A 22,490-nucleotide genomic window follows, 5' to 3' on the forward strand; every position below is an offset into this window, starting at 1 on the left:
TTATAGTTGCCCCATCCACGCTTTTACGAGATCCCCCATGAGTCAGGAAACGCCGTACATCTTCGACGCCACGACTGCCGATTTCCAACAGTCGGTGATCGAGAACTCCTTCCACAAGCCCGTGCTGGTGGATTTCTGGGCCGAATGGTGCGCGCCCTGCAAAGTGCTGATGCCGATGCTGCAGACCATTGCCGAGAGCTATCAGGGCGAGTTGCTGCTGGCCAAGGTCAACTGCGATCTGGAACAGGACATCGTCGCCCGTTTCGGCATTCAAAGCCTGCCGACCGTGGTGCTGTTCAAGGATGGCCAACCGGTCGATGGCTTTGCCGGTGCGCAGCCGGAATCCGCCGTGCGCGCGATGCTGGAGCCTCACGTGCAGATGCCGCCACCGGCTGCGGCCGACCCGTTCGAACAAGCCCAGGTGATGTTCGACGACAGTCGCTTTGCCGATGCAGAAGCGGTGCTGGCTGTGCTGTTGGGCGAAGACAACACCAACGCCAAGGCGCTGATCCTGTATGCCCGTTGCCTGACCGAGCGTGGCGAACTGGGTGAAGCCCAAACCGTGCTCGACGCAGTGAAGAGCGATGAACACAAGGCCGCCCTGGCCGGTGCCAAGGCGCAGATCCAGTTCCTCGGCCAGGCCAAGGACCTTCCCGATGCGGCGGACCTGAAAGCCCGACTGGCGAAAAATCCTCAGGACGACGAAGCCGTCTATCAACTGGCGATTCAGCAGTTGGCCCGCCAGCAGTACGACGCGGCGCTGGATGCACTGCTCAAGCTGTTCATCCGCAATCGCAGTTACAACGAAGGTCTGCCGCACAAGACGTTGCTGCAAGTGTTCGAACTGCTCGGCAATGACCATCCGCTGGTGACCACGTACCGCCGCAAGTTGTTTGCCGCGCTGTATTGATTTTGTGGGAGCACAGCTTGCCGGCGATGGCGTACTTCAGATCACCATCGCCAGCAAGCTGTGCGCCTACAGGTGCTCGATCCAGCTATAAAGCGGCGTATCCCCGCCGCTTGTCACCTTCACCTCCGCACAGTGGCGCAAGCGCACCAACAGGCGTTTGCCCGATGCGGCGCTCCCGGTCAGCCCTTCCAGTTGCTCAAGCAAGTCCGGCCCGCTCAATTGCCCGGCCTTGCGCAGCAGATCCTTGGTGATCTGCCAAAGCGCATCGTCCTGATTGACCGGTTTCGCCGTGGCCGCAGCTGCACTGGCCTCGGGCTGGGTGACCTGGAACTGCGCGCCAAGCCGCGCCCAATCGCCGTCATCCATTTCCAGCGTCAAATCCACCGGCCAATCGCCGATGCTTCCGCGTATACGCAACATAAGCTCGCTCCTGCACATTTCTTCCCTGCATGCTCCCATGGGGCTTGTGCAACGCCAAGCAGCCGGGCAAACTCTCCGCACTTACGTTATAAGATTACATAACAATATCTTCATCTTTCTATCCGGGGATCCTCACATGCGTCGTCTGCTGCTCGCTCTGCCGTTTGCCCTGTTACCGCTGGCTGTCGCCCATGCGGCGCAAGAACATGATCACGACCATGAACACGGCAGCCTCGCCGCCCATGAGCACGGCGTCGGTCGCTTGAACGCGGCGCTGGATGGTCAGACCCTGGATCTGGAGCTCGAAAGCCCGGCAATGAATCTGGTGGGCTTCGAACACGTTGCCACCACCGACGCTGACAAGGCCAAAGTCGCCGCCGCTCGGGCGCAACTGGAAAAACCGCTGACCCTGTTCAACCTGCCAAAAGCTGCCGGCTGCGTGGTCGCGACACAGAAACTGGAAAGCCCGCTGTTTGGTGACAAGCCGCACGCCAATGATGATCACGATGAAGATGGCCACGATAAAGATGCGAAAGACGAGCATCATCACGACCACAGCGAAATTCACGCCCATTACCACTTCACGTGCTCGGCACCGGGCGCGCTGACATCTCTGGACCTGGCGAACATCTTCAACACATTCCCGGCCACCCAGAAAATTCAGGTACAACTGATCGGCCCGAGCGGGCAGCAAGGTGTTGAAGTGACGGCCAAGGCGGCTGCGCTGAAATTCTGACTCCACCCTTGCTCCTACAGGGTTATCTGCGTTCATGAAATGGGTGTTATGACTAAACCACTGATAGAACTATCCGACCTGGGCTTCAGCTGGCCCGGTCATCCGCTGCTGCTGGACATCCCGGCTTTTCGCCTGGAACCGGGCGAAACCCTGTTCCTCAAAGGCCCCAGTGGCAGTGGCAAAACCACCCTGCTGGGCTTGCTCGGCGGCGTGCAGAAACCAGATCGCGGCAGCATCCGCTTGCTTGGCCAGGAACTGACCGAGCTCGGTGCCGGCGCCCGCGACACGTTCCGCGTTGATCACACCGGCTACATTTTTCAGCAGTTCAACCTGCTGCCGTTTCTCTCGGTACGGGAGAACGTCGAACTGCCCTGCCACTTCTCCAGACTGCGCGCCGAACGGGCGATCCAGCGCCACGGCAGCGTCGATCAGGCGGCGGCCACCCTCCTCGCCCACTTGGGCCTGAAGGATCAAAACCTGCTCAGCCGTCGTGCCGATTCCCTGTCGATCGGACAGCAACAACGCGTGGCGGCCGCACGCGCGTTGATCGGTCAGCCCGAGCTGGTCATCGCTGACGAACCGACGTCAGCCCTGGATTACGACGCCCGCGAGAATTTCATTCGCCTGCTGTTCGCCGAATGCCGTGAAGCGGGCTCCAGCCTGTTGTTCGTCAGCCACGACCAAAGCCTCGCGCCGCTGTTTGACCGTCATCTGTCGCTGGCCGAACTCAATCGCGCCGCCACGCCCGAAGAGGTTTGAGATGTATTTGTTTCGTCTGGCCATGGCCAGCCTGGCTAACCGCCGTTTCACCGCAATCCTCACCGCTTTCGCCATCGCCCTGTCGGTGTGCCTGTTGCTGGCCGTCGAACGCGTTCGTACCGAAGCCAAGGCCAGTTTTGCCAGCACCATCAGCGGTACCGACCTGATCGTCGGCGCACGCTCGGGTTCAGTAAACCTGTTGCTGTATTCGGTGTTTCGCATCGGCAATGCAACCAACAACATCCGCTGGGACAGCTTCGAGCACTTCGCCAACAACCCGAAAGTGAAGTGGGCCATCCCGATGTCGCTGGGCGATTCTCACCGCGGCTATCGAGTGATGGGCACCACCGACGCGTACTTCGAACATTATCAATACGGTCGCCAACAGCATCTGGAATTGGCGGATGGCCGTGCGTTCGCCACCGACCCTTTTGAAGTGGTACTCGGCGCCGAAGTGGCCGATGCGCTGCACTACAAGCTCGGTGACAAACTGGTGCTGGCCCACGGCGTGGCGGTGATCAGCCTGGTAAAACATGACGACAAGCCCTTCACTGTCGTCGGCATTCTCAAACGCACGGGTACCCCGGTTGACCGCACGTTGCACATCAGCCTCGGCGGTATGGAAGCGATTCACGTCGATTGGCACAACGGCGTGCCGGCCCAGGGCAAAGGCCGGATCAGTGCCGATCAGGCGCGCAACATGGACCTCACACCGCAAGCGATCACGGCGTTCATGCTGGGTCTCAACAGCAAGATTTCGACCTTCGCCGTGCAACGGGAGATCAACGAATTCCGCGGTGAACCGATGCTCGCCATCCTGCCCGGCGTCGCGTTGCAGGAATTGTGGAGCTTGATGAGCACGGCGGAAAAAGCCTTGTTCGTGGTCTCGCTGTTCGTGGTGTTGACTGGATTGATCGGGATGCTCACGGCGATTCTCACCAGCCTCAACGAGCGCCGTCGAGAGATGGCCATCTTGCGTTCGGTGGGCGCTCGGCCGTGGCATATCGCATCGTTGCTGGTACTGGAGGCGTTTGCTCTCGCCTTGTCCGGGGTGATTGCCGGCGTGGCGCTACTGTACGTCTGCATCGCGGCGGCCCAGGGTTACGTGCAGGCAAATTACGGGTTGTTTCTGCCATTGGCGTGGCCAAGCGAATATGAATGGACGCTGCTCGGTGGCATTCTGGGCGCCGCGTTGTTGATGGGCAGCGTGCCGGCCTGGTGTGCGTATCGCCAATCTCTGGCCGATGGCCTGTCGATCCGATTATGAATGCTCCATGAAGAGACTGAATATGCCCCGCGCTCTGCTTGCGCTGTTGATGCTGGTCGCCCTGCCCCTGTGGGCGGCCGAGCCGAAAGACCTGACCTGGTCGGAAATGATCCCGCCGGACGCCGCGCCTGAAGTACCCAACATGACGCCGTTGCACGACCTGTCGCAGATGAGCAACGCGCTGTCCGCCGAATCGGCACCAGCGGCGAAGCAGGACATGCCCAATGCGCCGGTGGTGAAAGGTCTCGACGGTCAGAGCATCCGGCTGCCCGGCTATATCGTGCCACTGGAAGTCAATGAAGACGGGCGCACCACCGAGTTTTTGCTGGTGCCGTATTTCGGCGCGTGCATCCACGTCCCGCCACCGCCGTCGAACCAGATCGTGCATGTGAAAAGCGAGGTGGGCGTGAAGCTGGATGAGCTGTACCAACCGTACTGGATCGAGGGGGCGTTGCAGGTCAAAGCCTCCACCAGCGAATTGGCGGATGCGGGGTATCAGATGGAGGCGGACAAGATTTATGTGTATGAGCTGCCGGAGTGAATCAGGTGGTCTTGTGTTGAGGGGTCGATAGCTATCGTCGGAGCGGCGCCTGGAGCAGGCTCACTCCCACAGGGGATTTGTGTTGATGCGCAGGACCAATGCAGGAGTGAGCCTGCTCGCGATAGGGCTCACAAAGGTTCCACAAAAACCAAGGACATCATCGTTTCATTGAGCTGTATCAAAAGACCGGATTGTTAGCCGCCTTACCATTGGACATCGAAAACTTTTAACGTCCTTTGGAGCCCACATGCACAAGTCCTTGCTCAGCGCTTCGCTGTTTGCCCTCGCGCTCGCAGCCCCGCTCGCCTACGCCCACGAAGCGGGTGACATCATCGTTCGTGCCGGTGCGATCACCGTTAACCCGAAAGCTGACAGCTCCAGCGTCAAGGTCGACCAAGGCCCGTTGGCAGGTGCCGATCTGGGCGGCAAGGCCACCATGAGCAGCGACACGCAGCTGGGTTTGAACTTCGCTTACATGCTCAACAATAACTGGGGCATCGAGTTGCTCGCAGCCTCGCCGTTCGAGCATGACGTGAAGCTCAAAGGCACCGCCCTGGGCGCGGCCAACGGCAAACTCGGCACCCTGAAACACCTGCCGCCCACCTTGAGCATCGTGTACTACCCGCTGGACCATAAGTCCGCGTTCCAGCCTTACGTCGGTGCCGGTATCAACTACACCTGGATCTACGACGAGCACGTCGGCAGCGAAGCCAGCGCCAACGGCTTCAGCAACTTCAAGGCGGAGAACTCCTGGGGCATGGCGTTCCAGATCGGTGCCGACTACATGATTACCGACAACATCATGCTCAACGCCCAGGCGCGTTACATCGATATCGACACGACGGCGACCGTGGAAAACAACGCTGTGGCGCCGGGCACCCGGGCCAAAGTCAATGTGGATGTGGACCCGTTCGTGTACATGGTGGGTCTGGGTTACAAGTTTTAATACAGACGTGGACTGCTTTTGTGGCGAGGGAGCTTGCTCCCGCGCCACAGGGAACGATCAAAAAAAAAGGCGCCTCGAAAGGCGCCTTTTTTTGGCCGGGACAATCAGCGTCCCAACAATCGCGCCAGACCGACGCTCATGGGTGTCTGCTCTGGATAGGTAAAGCGCTCCAGCAACCGACGGTTGTTCGCCCGCGAATGACGAATGTCACCGGAGCGCGCCGGGCCGTAGCTCACTGGCGGCAACTCTCCCACCACCGCTTCCAGCGCCTCAAGCATCTGCTTGAGCGTGGTGGCCTGATTCCAGCCGACATTGACGGCGCCTACTTCAACCTGCGGTTTCTCGATGGCTTGCACCAGCAAGTCGACCAGATCTTCGACGTAAACAAAATCCCGCGTCTGCTCGCCATCCCCAAACACGGTGATCGGCAGGCCTTTCTGGGCTCGTTCGCTAAAAATACTGATGACCCCGGAGTACGGCGAGGAGGGATCCTGACGCGGTCCGAAGATGTTGAAGAAGCGGAAAATCACCGGTTCCAGTCCATGCTGGCGGCGGTAAAAATCGAAATAGTGCTCGCTCGCCAACTTGTCCGAAGCGTACGGCGTCAGCGGCGCTTTTGGCGTGTCCTCGTCAATCGACTCGCCCTCACCGTTGTTGCCATAGACCGCTGCACTGGAGGCAAACAACACGCGTTTGACGCCGGCCTGCCGCATGGCTTCGCAGACGTTGAGCGAACCGATGAAGTTGCTCTGATGGGTTTTGACCGGATCATCGACCGACGCCTGTACCGAAGCGACCGCCGCCAGGTGCGCCACCGCGCTGCATCCAGCCATCGCCCTGGCCACCAGATCGGCGTCGGCGACGTCGCCTAGGATCAACTCGACCTTGGGATTGTCCAGCGGCAGGTTGCTGCGTTTGCCGGTGGAGAGGTCGTCGAGAATTCGCACCGAATGCCCCTTGGCAAGCAATGCGTCGGTCAAGTGCGAACCGATGAAACCGGCACCGCCGGTGATCAAAACTGGGCCGTCAGCCATGGCGATAGAACCTATCCAGTAAGCCCGGGAGTGCCGCACGCCAGGCGCGTGGTTTGATCCCGAACGTGTGCAGAATTTTCTTGCAAGCCAGCACCGCGTGTTGCGGTTCTTCGCCAGCATCCGGGCGCGCAGCATGAGCCTGGGCGGTCGGTGCTTCGATGGCCAGCGGATGCAGGTTACGGGCTTCGGTGAGGATAGCCTGCCCCAATGCCAGCGGCGTGGTCGCCTCATGCCCGGCGTAATGATAGGTGCCCCACAGCGGTGCTGCACAATCGAGTTGCTTGAGCACCGAAATAATCACACGGGCCGCATCATCGACCGGCGTCGGGTTGCCCCGGCGGTCGTCGGCCATCAACAGCGCTTCGGGCTTTTCCGCCCGAGCGAGGAAACGCCCCAGTGCGCCATCGGGGCTGTCATCGAGCAGCCAGCCGAAACGCAGCAGCACATGCTGCGGGCACGTGGCACGGACGCTTTGTTCGATGCGCCACAAGGCCTGACCGCGCAAGCCCAGGGGTACGGGTTCATCTTTTTCGCTGTAGGCGGTCGCCCGGGAGCCATCGAATACGCGATAGCTCGATGGTTGCACCAGCACGATGTTGTGGTGCTGGCACAGTTCGGCCAGTCGCTCGATCGCGCGCTCCTGCCCGGCCAGACGCTGTTCGCTGACCGTCTCCGCCTGAAACCAGTCGAAGTAATAGGCGAGGTTGATCAGCGCGTCCGGGCGGGTGTCGTCGAGCAATTGCGTCAAGCTCGCGGCATCCCAGCCGTCTTGCGGTGGGCGGGGGGCGAGGAAGCCGATGTCTTCCTCCGCACCGAGGCGAATCAGCGCCTGCCCAAGGGCATTTCCGCCGCCCAGTAACATAAGGCGCATTCGCATAGAGTCAGCAGGCCCAGTCTGATTGGAACGATGGCTGTATCGACAGTACCCGTAGGCGATGTCGTTGATAGTTGCCGGAATCGTTGCATTTTGCGGGTTTAGTGCGCAACCGTCATCCGTAAAGTGTAGATCCCCGGGATTTGTGGTGTTGCTTATGGCCCCATCGCGGGCAAGCCCGCTCCCACAGGGATCTTCTGTGAATGCAATATCGGTGAACAACAGAGAATAATGTGGGAGCGGGCTTGCCGCGATGGAGCCAGTAGCATCTGCGAAGGTCTTGAGCGGTACTTGCATCTTCGCCACCCCACCCGCATAAATCACCCATGAATCTGCCCATTCCCCCGGACGCTGCTCTGGCAGGCTTTCACCCTGCCGTCAGCGCCTGGTTCCGCGCTACGTTCCCGACGGTCACCGCCGCCCAGGCACGGGCTTGGCCGTTGATTCGCCAGCGCCGCTCGACGTTGACTGCCGCGCCCACCGGTTCCGGCAAAACCCTCACTGCGTTTCTAGCGGTGATCGACGATCTGGTCCACCGAGGCCTGGAGACTGAAGGCGGGCTGCCCGATGAAACCCTGGTGGTCTACATATCGCCGCTGAAAGCACTGTCCAACGACATCCAGATCAACCTGCAAAATCCGCTGGCCGGCATCACCGAACAATTGCGCGCCATGGGCTTGCCCCCCTTGCACATCAACACCGCCGTACGCACCGGCGATACGCCGCAAAAAGAACGCACGGCAATGCGCAAGACAGCGCCACACATTCTCGTGACGACGCCGGAATCCTTGTACGTGCTGCTCGGTTCCGACTCGGGCAGAAAAATGCTCAGTACCGCACGCACGGTGATCGTCGATGAAATCCATGCCATCGCCGCCAGCAAACGCGGCAGTCATTTAGCGCTCAGCCTCGAGCGGTTGCAGGCGCTGTGCGCTGAACCCCTGACACGCATCGGCTTGTCCGCCACGCAAAAACCCATCGAAGCCGTGTCGCGCTATCTGGTTGGCCGGGATCGCGCATGCGAAATCATCGACATCGGGCACGCCCGTCCACGGGATCTGGGCATCGAAGTGCCGCCCGTGCCGCTGTCGGCAGTCATGGCCAACGACGTCTGGGAACTGGTCTACGACCGCCTCGCCGCGCTGGCCCGCGAACATCGCACCACACTGATCTTCGTCAACACCCGACGCCTGGCCGAGCGCGTGAGCCGACACCTGAGCGAACGCCTGGGTAAAGACGCGGTGGCCGCCCACCACGGCAGCCTGGCCAAGGAGTTTCGTCTGGATGCCGAGCAACGGCTCAAGCGCGGCGAACTGCAAGTGCTGATCGCCACGGCATCCCTGGAATTGGGGATCGATATCGGTGACGTCGACCTGGTGTGCCAGATCGCCTCGCCGCGCTCGATCGCCGGATTTCTGCAAAGGGTCGGGCGCTCCGGTCACCAGGTCGGTGGCACGCCCAAAGGCCGGTTGTTCGTCACCACGCGCGACGACTTGATCGAATGCACCGCCCTGCTCGACTGTGTACGTCGCGGTGAGCTCGACACCTTGCAGATTCCCAAGGCGCCGCTAGACGTCCTGGCCCAACAGATCATCGCCGAGGTCAGTTGCCAGGAATGGCCGGAACAGGCACTGCTGGACATGTTCCGCCAAGCCTCGCCCTACGCCGAACTCGACGAAAAACATTATCAGGCACTGCTGCAAATGCTCGCCGAGGGTTACAACGGCAGTCAGGGCATCCGCAGCGCTTACCTGCATCGCGACGCCGTGACCCGCACCCTGCGCGGTCGCCGTGGCAGCAAGCTGACAGCCGTGACCAGCGGCGGGACCATTCCCGACAACGCGGACTACAGCGTGCTGCTGGAGCCTCAGGGGCTGAACATCGGCAGCGTCAATGAAGACTTCGCGGTGGAGAGCATCGCCGGCGATGTATTCCAGTTGGGCAATACGTCCTATCGGATCCTGCGAGTCGATAGCGGTAAAGTACGCGTCGAAGACGCCCAGGGCATGCCGCCGACCATTCCGTTCTGGCTCGGCGAGGCCCCGGGGCGCAGTGCCGAATTGTCATTCGCCGTGGCCCGACTGCAAGCGCAACTCGATGACTTGCTCAGCGCCACACCGGGCGACTTGCAACCGGCCCTCGACTGGCTGACCGACACCCTCGGCTTGAACCTCGACAGCGCCGAACAGTTGGTGGATTACCTGGCCCGTGCGCGCCTGACCCTGGGTGCCTTGCCGTCCCAGGACACCCTGCTGATGGAGCGGTTTTTCGACGAATCCGGCGGCACACAACTGATCATCCATACGCCGTTCGGCAGTCGCATCAACCGTGCCTGGGGCCTGGCGCTGCGCAAGCGTTTCTGCCGCACGTTCAACTTCGAATTGCAGGCCGCTGCGAGCGAAGATGCGATCGTGTTGTCGCTGTCCACCAGCCACAGTTTTGAACTCGATGATGTGTGGCGCTACCTGCACAGCAATAGCGCCGAGCATCTGCTGATTCAGGCAGTGCTCGACGCCCCGCTGTTCGGCGTGCGCTGGCGCTGGAACGCCAGTGTCGCCCTGGCGCTGCCGCGTTACACCGGCGGCCGGAAAGTCGCGCCGCAGATCCAGCGGATGAAAAGTGATGACCTGATCGCCAGCGTGTTTCCCGATCAGATTGCCTGCGTGGAGACCCTGGCCGGCGAACGCGAAGTGCCCGAGCACCCGCTGGTGGAACAAACCCTGGACGATTGCCTGCACGAGGCCATGGACAGCGAAGGCTGGCTGAACCTGCTGCGACGCATGGAGCGTGGCGAGGTGCGCTTGATCAGCCGCGACTTGCCGGCGCCGTCGCCACTGGCGGCAGAAATCCTCAGCGCCCGCCCCTACACCTTTCTCGACGATGCCCCGCTGGAAGAGCGCCGCACCCAAGCCGTGCTCAACCGCCGCTGGACCGATCCGCAGTCCACCGACGACCTCGGCGCACTCGATGTCGAGGCGATTGAGGCGGTGCGCGAAGAAGCCTGGCCGGCGCCGACCAGCCTAGATGAAATGCATGAAGCGCTGATGAGTCTGGCGTGCATCACCGAAACCGAGGCGCAGGCCAATACCCATTGGCCAGATTGGCTGAACGCCCTGGCCGAGAGCGGTCGCGCCAGCCGTATCAATGAATCGCTGTGGTTTGCGCTGGAGCGCCTGACCTGCCTGCGGTCGATTTATCCACAGGCGAAGTTGCAGCCACCCCTTGAGGCGCTGCCAGGATTCGATGAAGTCTGGGACGCGGACGAAGCCGTGCTGGAAGTGATCCGCGCACGGCTCAGTGCGTTTGGTCCGCTGCCGTTGCGGGCGATTGCCGACCCGCTTGGATTACCCGCCATTCAAGTCACTCAGGCCCTGGCTCAACTGGAGCGCGAAGGGTATGTGCTGCGCGGCCAGTTCACGCCCGGTGCCTCGGAGGATGAGTGGTGCGAGCGGCATTTGCTCGCGCGGATTCATCGCTACACGGTCAAGCGCTTGCGCCGGGAAATCGAGCCGGTGGCTTTGCAGGATTTCATGCGTTTTCTGTTCGACTGGCAGCACCTGTCAGCGGCGACGCAAGGCCAGGGCAGCGCGGTATTGCCGGCAATCGTCGCGCAGTTCGAAGGCTACCCGGCCGCCGCTTCCGCCTGGGACAGCGACATTTTGCCAGCGCGCATCAAAGGCTACTCCGCCAGCTGGCTGGATGATCTGTGCCGCAGCGGCAAACTTGTCTGGACACGGCTGACCGCGCGCAACAAAAGCGCCACCACGGCCCTGCGCAGCACGCCCATCCTGTTGCTGCCGCGCAGTCAGGTCGGGTTGTGGAGCAGCTTGACCGAACAGACTCCGGTGAGAGACCTGTCACTCAAAACCCAAAAGGTTCATGAGGCTCTCAGCCTGCACGGTGCCTTGTTTTTTGATGAGCTGATTCACGAGGCGCATCTGCTGCGCTCGGAACTGGAAATTGCCTTGCAGGAACTGGTGGGCGCCGGGCTGGTGAACGCCGACAGTTTTGCCGGACTGCGCGCGCTGATCACTCCGGCCAGCAAACGTCAGGCCCGCAGCAGCCGTCGTGGTCGCGGCGCGTTTATCGGTGGGATGGACGATGCCGGTCGCTGGGCGTTGTTGCGACGCGGTCCCGCCGCGCCGATTGTGGATAACAAACGTCCGGCGCCCACCCCCGCCGATACGCTGGAACACATCGCCATGACCCTGCTTCGACGTTATGGCGTGGTGTTCTGGCGCTTGCTGGAGCGCGAAGCGGATTGGTTGCCCGGCTGGCGGGAATTGCTGCGCACCTTTCATCGGCTGGAAGCCCGTGGCGAGATTCGCGGCGGCCGTTTTGTCAGTGGTCTGGCGGGTGAGCAGTTTGCATTGCCGGAGGCCATTCCGTTGTTGCGCGAAGTCAGGCGGCGGCCCCATGACGGGAGTCTGGTGGTGGTGTGCGGGGTCGATCCGCTGAACCTTGCCGGCACGCTTTTACCTGGGGCGAAGGTGCCTGGGTTGGCGAGCAATCGGTTGGTGTATCGGGATGGGGTGCCGGTGGCGGCGGTGATTGCGGGTAAGCAGCAGATTTGGGGGGAGCTGGATCAGGAGGTCGGTGCTGAGGTGCGGAGCAGGCTGATCCAGCGATGATGGTGTTCGGGCTGGCCTCATCGCGGGCAAGCCCGCTCCCACAGTAATTTGCGCCGATAAAAAAAACCTTGTGGGAGCGGGCTTGCCCGCGATGAGGCCAGCAGGACCAACATAGCTACTGACTACGCGGCTGATCCGGCAGCAACACCGCCCCATGCTCTGGCGTCTGCCCCTCATCCCCAGGCTCTTCCGCCTGCCGTTTGGGCAGCAAAACCTGCTGTGGATAAGTTTGCGCGAAGTGCACCCACGGGCTGTTATCCACAAGCTTTTTCAAACGCTGATTGAACGCCCGGCTCACTGCATATTGCCCACCCGAGACGGTGCGGAATTGCGCCGTCAGCACCACGCCGTTGAGGTCCATCTTGTCGACGCCGAACACGTCCAGCGGACCTTGCAGGTTGTATTTGAGGAACGCGTCTTCGCGAATCGAATCCCCCGCTTCACGGATCAGTTCGATGGCTTTATCGACATCCGTGTCATAGGTGAACTGCACCGAGAAAAACGCGTAGGCAAATTGTCGTGATTGGTTGGTCACCGCCTTGATCTGGCCAAACGGCACCGAGTGCACAAAGCCCTTGCCGTCCCGCAGGCGCAAGGTCCGGATAGTCAGGCCTTCGACGGTGCCTGCGTGGCCGGAGTCGAGCACTACCCAGTCGCCGATCGATAGCGTGTCTTCGATGATGATAAACAGGCCAGTGATCACGTCCTGTACCAGTTGCTGCGAGCCAAAACCAATGGCCAGACCAACTACCCCCGCACCGGCCAGTAATGGCGCGACGTTGATCCCCAGGTTGGCCATGGTGGTGATTGCGCAAATCACCACCAGGATGATTTTCATCGCGTTGCGCAGCAGCGGCAGGATGGTTTTCACCCGGGTGCTGGGCTGGCGGGCCGAACGCTTGTTGGCCGATGGTTTGAGTGCTTCCTGAATCGCGGTGTCGAGCACCACCCAAACCAGCCAGGTCACCAGGAATATCAGACCGATACGACTCAGCGAGTCACTGATCGCCCGCCCTATCGAGTTGCGCACGGCAAATTCGAACAGCGACACGCCCCAGATTCGTCCGAGGATTTCGATGAACGCCACGGCCATGACGATCCTCAGAAGGGCGTGCAGCAGGCTGAGAAAACGTTCCTTGTAAGCGCTGCTGCGTTGAAGCGCCCCGGCTTTTCTGGACTTGAACAGGTGCTGGAAAATCGTACTGAGAAATACCGTTCCGATCAGCAAAATGGTGGTGAACAAGGCACAACGCAGGGCTTTCTGATTGTCCTCGCCGACGCCGATCAGGTTGATCGCTGAAACCATCACCATCAGCAGAATCGGCCAGTACCAGAGCCCGGAAAAGATCCGCAGGGACTCTTGCATCGAAGGCTGTTTGAGCCGCTGAGCCAACGGTCGGTTACGGATCAGGTGCGCCACTGGGCGGCGCAGACGAATCACCAGTAAACCAAAGATGATCGAGGCAAAAAGTCCGGTGAATACCGCAACGCTGCTGGTGATATTGCCGCCCAGTTGCCGGGCGATCTGCGGGCTGGTCAACGCGTCGCTCAGCGCGGCGAGGAAGCCGATCAGGAACAGCGGTCTGGGGCAGTAGTCACGAATGATCTGCACCGCGGGGCGCTTGTGCCCGGTGTTGAACATGACGATCACGCACAGCAGCATCGAGGTCGAAAAAATACCGCTGCTGGTGGCGTAGGCAAAACACATCGCCAGTGCGCGACCTACCGAGGCTTGCAGGAAATGACTGGCATAGAGCGTTACCGGCAGACAGATGACCGCCGGCAGCGTGTAAGGCAGCACATAGTTGAGCAGGGCCTGGCTGCGCTGGCGGGTTCGCAGCCAGCGCCCCTGATTCAGGCGCTTGGCCAGAAGACCGCCCAGCACCGTCAGCAAAGCGAAGAGCCCGAGCCAGATGCCGGACAGCAGCAAGAAATCGCCAACGACACTCATCGGCGAGCGCGCCGATGGTTGATTCACCAGTTTGTCGACTTCATCCGCAGCCCTGTCGGCTCGCAGACGCCAGGCGTCGACCAGGTTTTCGTTGAGATCGAGTTTTTCCTGCACATCGTCGATGCTGGAACTGATGGCCCCAAGCAGACCGCCTTGCACCAGCGGCTCAGGCTTGGCCTGCTCCTCGCTGGCAGCGGGAACACCCGGTAGTGCGGCGGCTTCCAGTTCGTTGCTGCCCAGGATCAGCAACGCTCCCAGCAGTATTGCGGTTTTGAATTTGAGCAAAACGCAGGGCTCCTTAAAAACGCATCAGTTAGGAACTGATCGAAAAATGGTCAGCAAGTTCGGTTATAGCTGATAGAAACCCACCCTTGCGGGTCCGTTAAGCGCGACTGGATGAAGTTCAACACGAATCGTCGCCGGACTTAACCCCTGCGGCAGCTCCTACACAATCAAAGGCCGCGTATCGCCAGTCGATACATCAATGGCCGTGCATCGCCAGCCGATACCATCCGTAGCCCCGTCGAAACTTTCTCCCGTTTTGTGCAGTCATCAAAAGACAGAGGCAACCGAGGACCATTAGACGGGAGGCGACATGGCGGCGATTCACATCGGTATTTCAGGTTGGCGTTACGTGCCCTGGCGCGGGGATTTCTACCCAAAGGGCTTGACCCAGAAACGTGAATTGCAATTTGCGTCGAGGGCGGTCAACAGCATCGAAATCAATGGATCGTTTTACGCCCTGCAACGGCCTGAGCGTTACGCCGAGTGGTATGCCGAAACGCCGGCTGATTTTGTCTTCAGCGTCAAAGCCCCACGGTTCATCACCCACATCAAGCGCCTGCGGGATGTGCACAAACCCTTGGCAAATTTCTTTGCTTCCGGGGTGCTGGAGCTCAAGGAAAAGCTGGGGCCGATCCTTTGGCAATTTCCGCCCAACTTCAAATTCGACGCCGACCTGTTCGAGGGTTTCCTGGAACAACTTCCGCACAATACCCAGCAGGCCGCGGCCCTCGCCCGCCAACATGATTCGCACCTGCAGGGTCATGCCAGCGTGAAGGCTTACAAAAAAAAGCCCCTGCGCCACGCCGTGGAAATCAGAAACGACACCTTTATCGACCCCGCTTTTGTCCGCCTGCTCAAGCGCTACAACGTCGCCTTGGTCATTGCCGACACGGCGGGTAAATGGCCGTACCGCGAAGACCTCACCAGCGACTTTGTCTACCTGCGCCTGCACGGGGCCGAGGAACTGTATGCCAGCGGCTACACGTCCGAGGCGTTGAAACGCTGGGGCGACCGGATTGATGCCTGGAATCACGGGAAGCAACCCACGGATCCGCAGCTGATTGCACCGCGGCAAAAACCTCAGGCACGCAAGTCCCGCGAGGTGTTCTGCTATTTCGACAATGACATCAAGGTCCGCGCGCCTTTTGATGCGCGACGTCTGCTGGAGCGATTTCATCTCGATGACAGCCTGGCCACGAGACCCGGAGAGCCAGCCGCCGAAGGAGTGCTGCCATGAGCATTTCCGAACAGCCCGATGCTCCCGAGCAACTTCAGACCCACACTGCCGTGCGCCGTTTCACGGTGCTGACGGTCAATACACACAAGGGGTTCACCGCGCTTAACCGGCGATTCATCCTGCCGGAATTACGCGAAGCGGTGCGTAGCGTGTCCGCCGACGTGGTGTTTCTGCAGGAAGTCCATGGCACCCACGAGCACCATCCACAGCGCTACGACAATTGGCCGTCGATGCCGCAATACGAGTTTCTCGCCGACACTCTCTGGCCGCAGTTCGCCTATGGCCGCAACGCGGTGTACCCGGCCGGCGATCACGGCAATGCGCTGCTGTCGAAATTCCAGATCATCCGCCATGACAACCTCGACGTTTCCATCAGTGGTCATGAAAACCGCGGGATCCTGCATTGCGTACTGCGCCTGCCGGGTGACGGGCCGGAAGTTCATGCGATCTGCGTCCATTTGGGCTTGCATGAAACCCACCGAACCGAGCAACTCGAATTGCTCGCGCGCCGCCTCGCGGAGTTGCCAAGTGATGCGCCCGTCATCGTCGCCGGCGACTTCAACGACTGGCGCCAACGCGCTGATGCCTTGCTTGAACCTTGCGGTTTGCGCGAGGTGTTCGCGGAGCACCACGGCAAACCGGCGCGTAGCTTCCCGGCACGACTGCCGATTCTACGCCTGGACCGCATTTACGTACGAAACCTCAAGGCCAGCCGTCCGCAGGTGTTGGTTGCGCGACCCTGGTCTCACCTTTCCGACCACGCACCGCTATCGGTGGAGATTGAGCTATGAGCGTCCCGTCGATGGAGAAAAGCACCGTGGAACATACTTCCGAGCCTCCTGTTCGAGAGCCCGCAGCGGTTGACGTCGAATACGGCTGGCAAGGGAATAATCGGGTTGTATTGCTGGAAAATGGCGAAGCGTATTTCCCGAGGGTCTTCGAGGCCATGCGTGAGGCCAAGACCGAGATTCTCCTGGAAACCTTCATTGTGTTTGAGGACAAGGTGGGCAACGAGCTGCAGGAAGTGCTGATCGAGGCGGCAAAACGCGGCGTGCGTGTCACCGCCAGCTTCGATGGTTTTGGTTGTGGAGAGCTGACCACCGGCTACCTCACTGCACTCAGCGAGGCCGGTGTGCACATCCAGATGTTCGATCCGGCGCCCAAGCACCTGGGCATACGCACCAACTGGTTCCGTCGGCTTCATCGCAAAATTGTGGTGGTCGACGGCACGGTCGCGTTCATTGGCGGGATCAACTTTTCCGGTGATCATCTCGCCGATTTTGGCCCCGAGGCCAAACAGGATTATTCGGTTGAAGTGCAGGGCCCGGCAGTGGCCGATATTCATCATTTTGCATTGCTGCAAAGTGGCCGCCCGGCGCGTGCCAAGTACTGGTGGCAACGGCGGCGGCAACGGCGCTCGGAACTGGCGTTCAGCGACCATGATGGTCAGGTGCGGCTGGTGTATCGCGACAATGGCGATCATCAGACCGATATCGAAGAGGTCTACCGGCAGGTGCTGCGCAGTGCCCAACGCCGCGTGGTCATCGCCAACGCTTACTTCTTTCCCGGTTATCGACTGCTGCGAGAGATCCGCAATGCTGCCCGTCGTGGCGTGGAGGTGCGGCTCATTCTGCAAGGTCAGCCGGACATGATGGTGGCCAAGCTCGCCGCGCGCATGACCTATGACTATTTGCTCAAGTCCGGTGTGCAGATTCACGAATATTGCGAGCGTCCCCTGCACGGCAAAGTGGCGTTGGTGGATGAGGACTGGAGCACGGTCGGATCAAGCAATCTCGACCCGTTGAGCCTGTCGATGAATCTGGAAGCCAACGTGTTGATACGTGACCGCGCCTTCAACCGCGAACTGTTCGAACGTCTGGAAGACCTCAGCAACAATCACTGCAAGGCCATGTCAGCCGATAAATCCCCCCGCGGTCGGGTCTGGCACATGACCGTGGGCTTTCTGGTGTTCCACTTCTTGCGGCACTTCCCGGCGTGGGCCGGTTGGCTTCCCGCGCATAAACCGCGCCTGAAACGGTTCACTCATCCAACCGGGAGCAAACTCCATGAGCCGCGCTGAAGCCCAACCGGCGCAGCATGCCGAAACCCCGGGAAAATCCCGCTGGAGCCGCTGGAAACGGCCGTTGACGATGCTGTTTTTTCTGGCGCTGATCGTGCTGTTCACGATGCTTGCTCGCCGCATCGAATGGAATGAAGTGTTCGAAACCCTGGCCGATTTCAAAGTACGCACGTTGATTATCGCCTCGGGGCTGACGCTGTTGAGTTTTCTGGTCTACGCCTGTTTTGACCTGATCGGTCGCACGTACATCCGTCAGGACCTGACCTGGAAGCAGATCCTCCCGGTCGGGATCATCAGCTACGCCTTCAACCTGAACCTGAGCGCCTGGGTCGGTGGAATCGCCATGCGCTATCGGCTGTATTCACGATTGGGGGTGAGCAAGTCCAACATCGCGAAAATCCTCGGCCTGAGTCTGGCGACCAACTGGTTCGGCTACATGTTGATTGCCGGCGTGGTCTTCAGCAGTGGGCTGGTGCGCATGCCGCCGGGCTGGAAACTCAGCAGCGATGCGCTGCAATGGGTGGGGGTGCTGTTACTGCTGGTGAGTGCGGGGTATCTGGCGGCGTGCCGGTTTTCCAAGCGTCGCGAGTGGGCGATTCGGGGAGTGGAAATCAACCTGCCATCGCTGCGCATGGCGATTCTGCAATTGGCGTTGGGTGCGTTGAACTGGTCGTTGATGGCGGCGGTGATTTTCACGCTGCTGCCGAGCAAGCTGGATTATCCGCTGGTGCTGGGCGTGCTGTTGATCAGCGCCATTGCCGGGGTGATCACGCACATTCCTGCGGGGCTGGGTGTGTTGGAGGCGGTGTTTGTCGCGCTGCTGCAACATGAGGCTTCACGCGGAAGTCTGGTGGCGGGGTTACTGGCGTATCGGGCGATTTACTTCATTTTGCCGCTGTTGATCACGTTGGTGATGTACCTGGTGGTGGAGGCCAAAGCCAAGTCGTTGCGGATTTCGAAGAAGCCCAGGGATTGAACACATCCCTTTGATGAGGAGGGGCTGGCGTGTGGCGAGCCCCTTCTGGGAAATGCTCATTTCGATTGAATAATGCTCAACCGCTCGCCCACGACCATTTCGGTGATCCAGTCCACAAGAATCGAGGTATAGGCCTGTTGTGAAACAGGCTCGCTCAAGGCGTGATCGGCACCGTCGATGATTCGATGGGTCAGGGAGTGCGTCTGCTGGCAAGCGGCGCGGTAACTCATGATGGTTGCGTGGGGTACGTAGTCGTCCGTCTCTGACTCGACCAGCAACACGTCGCCGGTGAATTGCGAGCATGCATGCAATGCACGATTGCTGTCGGCACGGATCAGCGTGCTGCGGTAATCGCGCAAATCCGTCTTGTCCAGTTCACGCTTGGGCGTGTGCCATTGTTCATCCCGATACAGCGCGGGGACCCGCAGCGCCAGCCAGCGGACCGGGCGTAGAGACGTCAGAATCGAGGCAAGATAACCGCCGTAACTGGTGCCCACCACCGCGATGGCGGACGTGTCGAGCGCCGGATGCGCAAGCAGCCGATCGTAGGCCGCGAGCAAATCGCGCAGATTGTCTTCACGCGTGACGCGCGTCAGCGGAATGCCGCTGCCACCGGTGTGGCCACGCAAGTCGAACGTCAGGCACACGCAACCCAGACCGGCGATGCCTTTAGCGCGCTCCAGATCGCGCTCCTGGCTGCCGCCCCATCCGTGTACGAAAAGAACCCCTGGGACTTTGGATTTGGGACTCAGGAAAGTCCCGACCATCTGTTCGTCGTCGATGTCGATTTGAATGGTTTCGCTTCTAGCCGTCATAGGATTTAACCGTCACGTACTTGAGAAGAAAGTCACTGTTTTCCGCCGGCCCGCGGTACACCTCGATGGCGTCTGCCGGCAGCGGTTGATCGATGTAGGTTTCCACCGAAGATACACGAATCGCGCGCATACCCGGATCGTTGACGAAGCTCTGCAAGGCCGCCACCTCGGCGCTGCTGGCGCCGCCCATGCGCCAGGATTGTTCGAGCACGCCGCTGCGACTCTGGCCGTTGCTGTCCAGTCCCTGGGCGATGTCGTAGTTGCGTCGCGAGGCGTAAAACCCCGGATAGGCTTCGTCAGCCGCGCTGTCGAACACCTGGGCCTGGCGGATGGCCAGTTGCACGTCGTCAGCCAACGGCAATTCGAGCAGATCGTCGTAATACCCCTGCACGACCAGCAGGTTCGAGCCTCCATAAACCTGCTCGCCATGGCCGTCTTCGGTCAAGTATTGATCGCCGCAGTAACTCAGCACCCTGTCGCCGATGAAGCTCTGGCCGACACTATGCGTGATGACATTTTGCAGGTCCTGCTCCAGCACGACGCCTTCGACAAACAACGTCCTGGCATCGGGTCGGGCGAGGATGGCATTGAACTGATCAAGACTCTCGACGACTTCTTGCCCGCGCCCGGCGCAAGCGTGAACCGGTTTGAGCCGGATCGGGCCGCTGTACAGCAAGTGCTCCGCCGCAGGCCGGGCATCTTCCAGGGAAAATACGCTGAGACCGTCGAGCACAACGCTGCGCACCCGTTCGGAAAACAACGGCGACCAGCCTTCAGGCGCGTAAGCGTGGCGGTTGAGCAAGCCATGACTGATGGCCTTGGTGCAGATGAAATCGTGATCGACGTACCCGCCCCACAGATCCTCGGGGCCTTTCACGCCTAGCTGACGAGCGGCTGCGGCGCCGACTAATGTCTGGGTGGGCAAAAGGTATAGGTCGCGGCCGCTGTGCGCGTCGACGTCGTAGCTGCCACCGAATTTGAGCCCGAGGATTTGGGCCAGCCATCGAGCCAGTGCACGGTTGGTTTCCACTTCGTGCAAAGGCGCCTCGGCGCGAACCGAGTGAGCAACGACCAGTTTCTTGCGATTCGTTGGGGTCATGCATCCCCCTTCAATCTGCGCTGGGTGAATGTGGCAGGACCGGTGCCGGGATCGAACCAGGCACCGTCTGCTGGGAACCGTTACTGAATCCGCCGGTTAATCACTCCGACATTTTGCACCCTTGAGCGTTCAACTCTGACCGGCGCCGACGCCAAATCGGTTGCGGTAATCACTCGGCGCCAGCCCGGTGATTTTCCTGAAGGTTGCCCTGAATGCACTGGGGTCTTGATAGCCGACGGTCCAGGCGATGTGATCGATGGTGCCATTGGTGAATTCAAGCATTTCCCGCGCCTTGCCGACCCGCAGATGCTGGCAATACTCGGTGGGCTTGAGGCCGGTTGCTGCGCGAAAACGACGCAGAAAAGTACGCTCTTCCAGCCCTGCCCGCTCGGCCATTGCGGTCAGTGATACCTCGGTCGCACCCGTGCTTTGCAGCCAGTGCTGAACCTTCAGAATCGATGCGTCGCCGTGATTGAGAATAGGTGAGAAGTTACTGCCGCATTCGCTTGCGCTGTCACTGTGCTCGACCACCAGGAACCGCGCAGTTCCGGTAGCGATACTTGGGCCGAGCAGGCGGTCCACCAGGCGTAATCCCAGCTCGGACCATGCCATCAGCCCGGCGGTGGTGATCAGGTCGCCGTCATCGACTATCGGTGTATCAGCCTTGAGCTTGATCGCCGGATAGCGCTCGGCGAAGGTTTTGGCTGAGGTCCAGTGGGTGGTGGCACTGCGTCCGTCGAGCAGGCCACTTTCGGCCAGCAGGATCGAACCGACGCAGACGCCGCCGAGGGTCGCGCCGTTCGCATGGTGCTGCCGCAGCCATTGAATCAAAGCGTGCGAGGCCAGCCCCTCGGAGAAGCCGGCAATCGACGGCGGTATCAGCACAGCTACCAGCGCCTCGTCTGGAGCGGGATGGCTGTCGTAAACGCACTCAGGCGCTTGTTCGCCATTGACCTGCCAATGACTGACCCGCAGCAGCGGCAAACGCGCAGCCTGATGCTCGGCGGCAATACGGTTGGCCACCCCGAACAAGTCCGTCAAACCATGCACCGCCGCCATTTGCGCACCGGGATAAATCAGTACGCCCAATTGCGCGACAGCCCTTTGTGCATCCATTGTCAGTTTTCCCCCTTCTATTGTCGGTGCGGCCAATCCTCGGACGGCCTGCCAAGGCCGATACTTCATTCCACACCTACTACACACTTCGAGGAAACAGTCATGGCCAAGCAAGCACTCATCGTAGTCGATATCCAAAACGACTACTTCCCCCAAGGCAAGTGGCCATTGGTGGGCGCCGATGCCGCTGCCGATAACGCCGTACGTCTGTTAAAGGCCTTTCGCGACGCGGGTGAGTCGGTGGTGCACATCCGCCATGAATTCACGTCCGACGAAGCGCCTTTCTTCACTCCGGGTTCAGAGGGCGCAAAGCTTCATCCCAAGGTTCTCAACCGCGCGGATGAGCCCGTCGTGCTCAAGCACTTCGTCAATTCGTTTCGCGAAACCGAGTTGAAGTCGATCCTTGACGAGCAAGACATCAAGGAACTGGTGGTCGTTGGCAGCATGAGCCACATGTGTGTCGACGGCATCACTCGCGCCGCCGCCGATATGGGCTACACCGTCACCGTGATCCATGACGCCTGTGCCAGCCGTGACCTGGAGTTCAACGGTCTGACGGTTCCGGCGGCCCACGTTCACGCCGCGTTCATGTCAGCTCTGGGCTTTGCCTATGCGAGCGTGATCTCCACTGACGAATTCCTGGCTGCCAGCCACTAAGATCACAACGTCCTCATCGAAGTCCGAAAGCTCGACTTGCCCCTCCGCGGCTCATTAAAACGGCCCGGAGGGGACATATCGTCAGACGCCCGCGAGACTTACCGTTGAAATGCCGGATAATGGCGGCCAAATCGACTAGCCCGCTATTCTGGTAAC

At 60.4% G+C, this 22,490-nt stretch carries 19 protein-coding genes; 12 read left to right on the forward strand and 7 right to left on the reverse strand.

Annotation, left to right across the window (positions count from 1 at the left end):
• Positions 1–37 precede the first annotated feature (37 nt).
• Positions 38–910: a thioredoxin gene (gene trxA / locus H7698_RS23140; protein WP_194692902.1), complete on the forward strand. Its 873-nt coding sequence runs from the start codon at positions 38–40 to the stop codon at positions 908–910.
• 66 nt (positions 911–976) lie between these two features.
• Here the strand turns inward: trxA and H7698_RS23145 are convergent, their stop codons facing one another.
• Positions 977–1,330 (reverse strand): hypothetical protein, encoded by a 354-nt coding sequence (locus tag H7698_RS23145; protein ID WP_194692903.1) that lies wholly within the window; start codon positions 1,328–1,330, stop codon positions 977–979.
• Between the two features lie 136 nt (positions 1,331–1,466).
• Between H7698_RS23145 and H7698_RS23150 the strand changes: the two genes are divergently transcribed.
• The 5 genes from H7698_RS23150 to H7698_RS23170 all read left to right on the forward strand — a co-directional run bounded on the left by H7698_RS23150 (position 1,467) and on the right by H7698_RS23170 (position 5,579).
• On the forward strand, positions 1,467–2,066 hold the full coding sequence (locus H7698_RS23150) for a DUF2796 domain-containing protein (RefSeq protein WP_194692904.1): 600 nt from the start codon (positions 1,467–1,469) through the stop codon (positions 2,064–2,066).
• Positions 2,067–2,114: 48 nt separating this feature from the next.
• On the forward strand, positions 2,115–2,825 hold the full coding sequence (locus tag H7698_RS23155) for an ABC transporter ATP-binding protein (protein WP_162438864.1): 711 nt from the start codon (positions 2,115–2,117) through the stop codon (positions 2,823–2,825).
• 1 nt (position 2,826) lies between these two features.
• Positions 2,827–4,092 carry an ABC transporter permease gene (locus tag H7698_RS23160; protein ID WP_194692905.1) on the forward strand — a complete coding sequence of 422 codons (1,266 nt, stop codon included), beginning with the start codon at positions 2,827–2,829 and terminating at the stop codon, positions 4,090–4,092.
• 22 nt (positions 4,093–4,114) lie between these two features.
• Positions 4,115–4,633, forward strand: a complete 519-nt coding sequence (locus H7698_RS23165; RefSeq protein WP_162438862.1) for a DUF3299 domain-containing protein — start codon at positions 4,115–4,117, stop codon at positions 4,631–4,633.
• A 247-nt stretch (positions 4,634–4,880) separates the two neighbouring features.
• Positions 4,881–5,579, forward strand: a complete 699-nt coding sequence (locus tag H7698_RS23170) for an OmpW/AlkL family protein (RefSeq protein ID WP_162438861.1) — start codon at positions 4,881–4,883, stop codon at positions 5,577–5,579.
• A 104-nt stretch (positions 5,580–5,683) separates the two neighbouring features.
• Here the strand turns inward: H7698_RS23170 and H7698_RS23175 are convergent, their stop codons facing one another.
• Positions 5,684–6,613, reverse strand: coding sequence for an NAD-dependent epimerase/dehydratase family protein (locus tag H7698_RS23175; protein ID WP_194692906.1), 930 nt, complete (start codon positions 6,611–6,613; stop codon positions 5,684–5,686).
• On the reverse strand, positions 6,606–7,490 hold the full coding sequence (locus H7698_RS23180) for a sugar nucleotide-binding protein (protein ID WP_162438859.1): 885 nt from the start codon (positions 7,488–7,490) through the stop codon (positions 6,606–6,608). Before H7698_RS23180 ends, H7698_RS23175 begins: the two co-directional genes overlap by 8 nt.
• 323 nt (positions 7,491–7,813) lie before the next feature.
• Here H7698_RS23180 and H7698_RS23185 point away from each other — a divergent pair, with 323 nt between their 5' ends.
• A complete protein-coding gene (locus tag H7698_RS23185; RefSeq protein ID WP_194692907.1) occupies positions 7,814–12,118 on the forward strand; it encodes a DEAD/DEAH box helicase in 4,305 nt (1,434 codons plus the stop codon).
• A gap of 115 nt (positions 12,119–12,233) precedes the next feature.
• Here H7698_RS23185 and H7698_RS23190 read toward each other — a convergent pair whose 3' ends face one another.
• Positions 12,234–14,354 carry a mechanosensitive ion channel family protein gene (locus H7698_RS23190; protein ID WP_194692908.1) on the reverse strand — a complete coding sequence of 707 codons (2,121 nt, stop codon included), beginning with the start codon at positions 14,352–14,354 and terminating at the stop codon, positions 12,234–12,236.
• 310 nt (positions 14,355–14,664) lie between these two features.
• Between H7698_RS23190 and H7698_RS23195 the strand changes: the two genes are divergently transcribed.
• The 4 genes from H7698_RS23195 to H7698_RS23210 are packed head-to-tail and all read left to right on the forward strand — an operon-like array spanning position 14,665 to position 18,647.
• Positions 14,665–15,591 carry a DUF72 domain-containing protein gene (locus H7698_RS23195; protein ID WP_194692909.1) on the forward strand — a complete coding sequence of 309 codons (927 nt, stop codon included), beginning with the start codon at positions 14,665–14,667 and terminating at the stop codon, positions 15,589–15,591.
• Positions 15,588–16,382: an endonuclease/exonuclease/phosphatase family protein gene (locus tag H7698_RS23200; RefSeq protein WP_194692910.1), complete on the forward strand. Its 795-nt coding sequence runs from the start codon at positions 15,588–15,590 to the stop codon at positions 16,380–16,382. The genes H7698_RS23195 and H7698_RS23200 overlap by 4 nt, the downstream gene beginning before the upstream one ends.
• A complete protein-coding gene (clsB, locus tag H7698_RS23205) occupies positions 16,379–17,671 on the forward strand; it encodes a cardiolipin synthase ClsB (RefSeq protein WP_162438854.1) in 1,293 nt (430 codons plus the stop codon). Before H7698_RS23200 ends, clsB begins: the two co-directional genes overlap by 4 nt.
• Entirely contained in the window at positions 17,658–18,647 is a 990-nt protein-coding gene (locus H7698_RS23210; protein ID WP_194692911.1) for a lysylphosphatidylglycerol synthase domain-containing protein, read from the forward strand. The genes clsB and H7698_RS23210 overlap by 14 nt, the downstream gene beginning before the upstream one ends.
• A gap of 56 nt (positions 18,648–18,703) precedes the next feature.
• Here H7698_RS23210 and H7698_RS23215 read toward each other — a convergent pair whose 3' ends face one another.
• The 3 genes from H7698_RS23215 to H7698_RS23225 form a co-directional block, all read right to left on the reverse strand.
• Positions 18,704–19,462 carry an alpha/beta hydrolase family protein gene (locus H7698_RS23215; protein ID WP_162438852.1) on the reverse strand — a complete coding sequence of 253 codons (759 nt, stop codon included), beginning with the start codon at positions 19,460–19,462 and terminating at the stop codon, positions 18,704–18,706.
• Entirely contained in the window at positions 19,452–20,561 is a 1,110-nt protein-coding gene (locus tag H7698_RS23220) for a DUF3182 family protein (protein ID WP_194692912.1), read from the reverse strand. The genes H7698_RS23215 and H7698_RS23220 overlap by 11 nt, the downstream gene beginning before the upstream one ends.
• A 129-nt stretch (positions 20,562–20,690) precedes the next feature.
• Complete coding sequence (locus tag H7698_RS23225; protein ID WP_194692913.1) at positions 20,691–21,677, reverse strand: GlxA family transcriptional regulator; 987 nt, start codon at positions 21,675–21,677, stop codon at positions 20,691–20,693.
• A gap of 102 nt (positions 21,678–21,779) precedes the next feature.
• Here H7698_RS23225 and H7698_RS23230 point away from each other — a divergent pair, with 102 nt between their 5' ends.
• Positions 21,780–22,334 carry a cysteine hydrolase family protein gene (locus H7698_RS23230; protein WP_194692914.1) on the forward strand — a complete coding sequence of 185 codons (555 nt, stop codon included), beginning with the start codon at positions 21,780–21,782 and terminating at the stop codon, positions 22,332–22,334.
• Positions 22,335–22,490: the final 156 nt, after the last annotated feature.

The organism is Pseudomonas sp. p50(2008), from assembly GCF_015351605.1.
Classification (GTDB): Bacteria; Pseudomonadota; Gammaproteobacteria; order Pseudomonadales; family Pseudomonadaceae; genus Aquipseudomonas.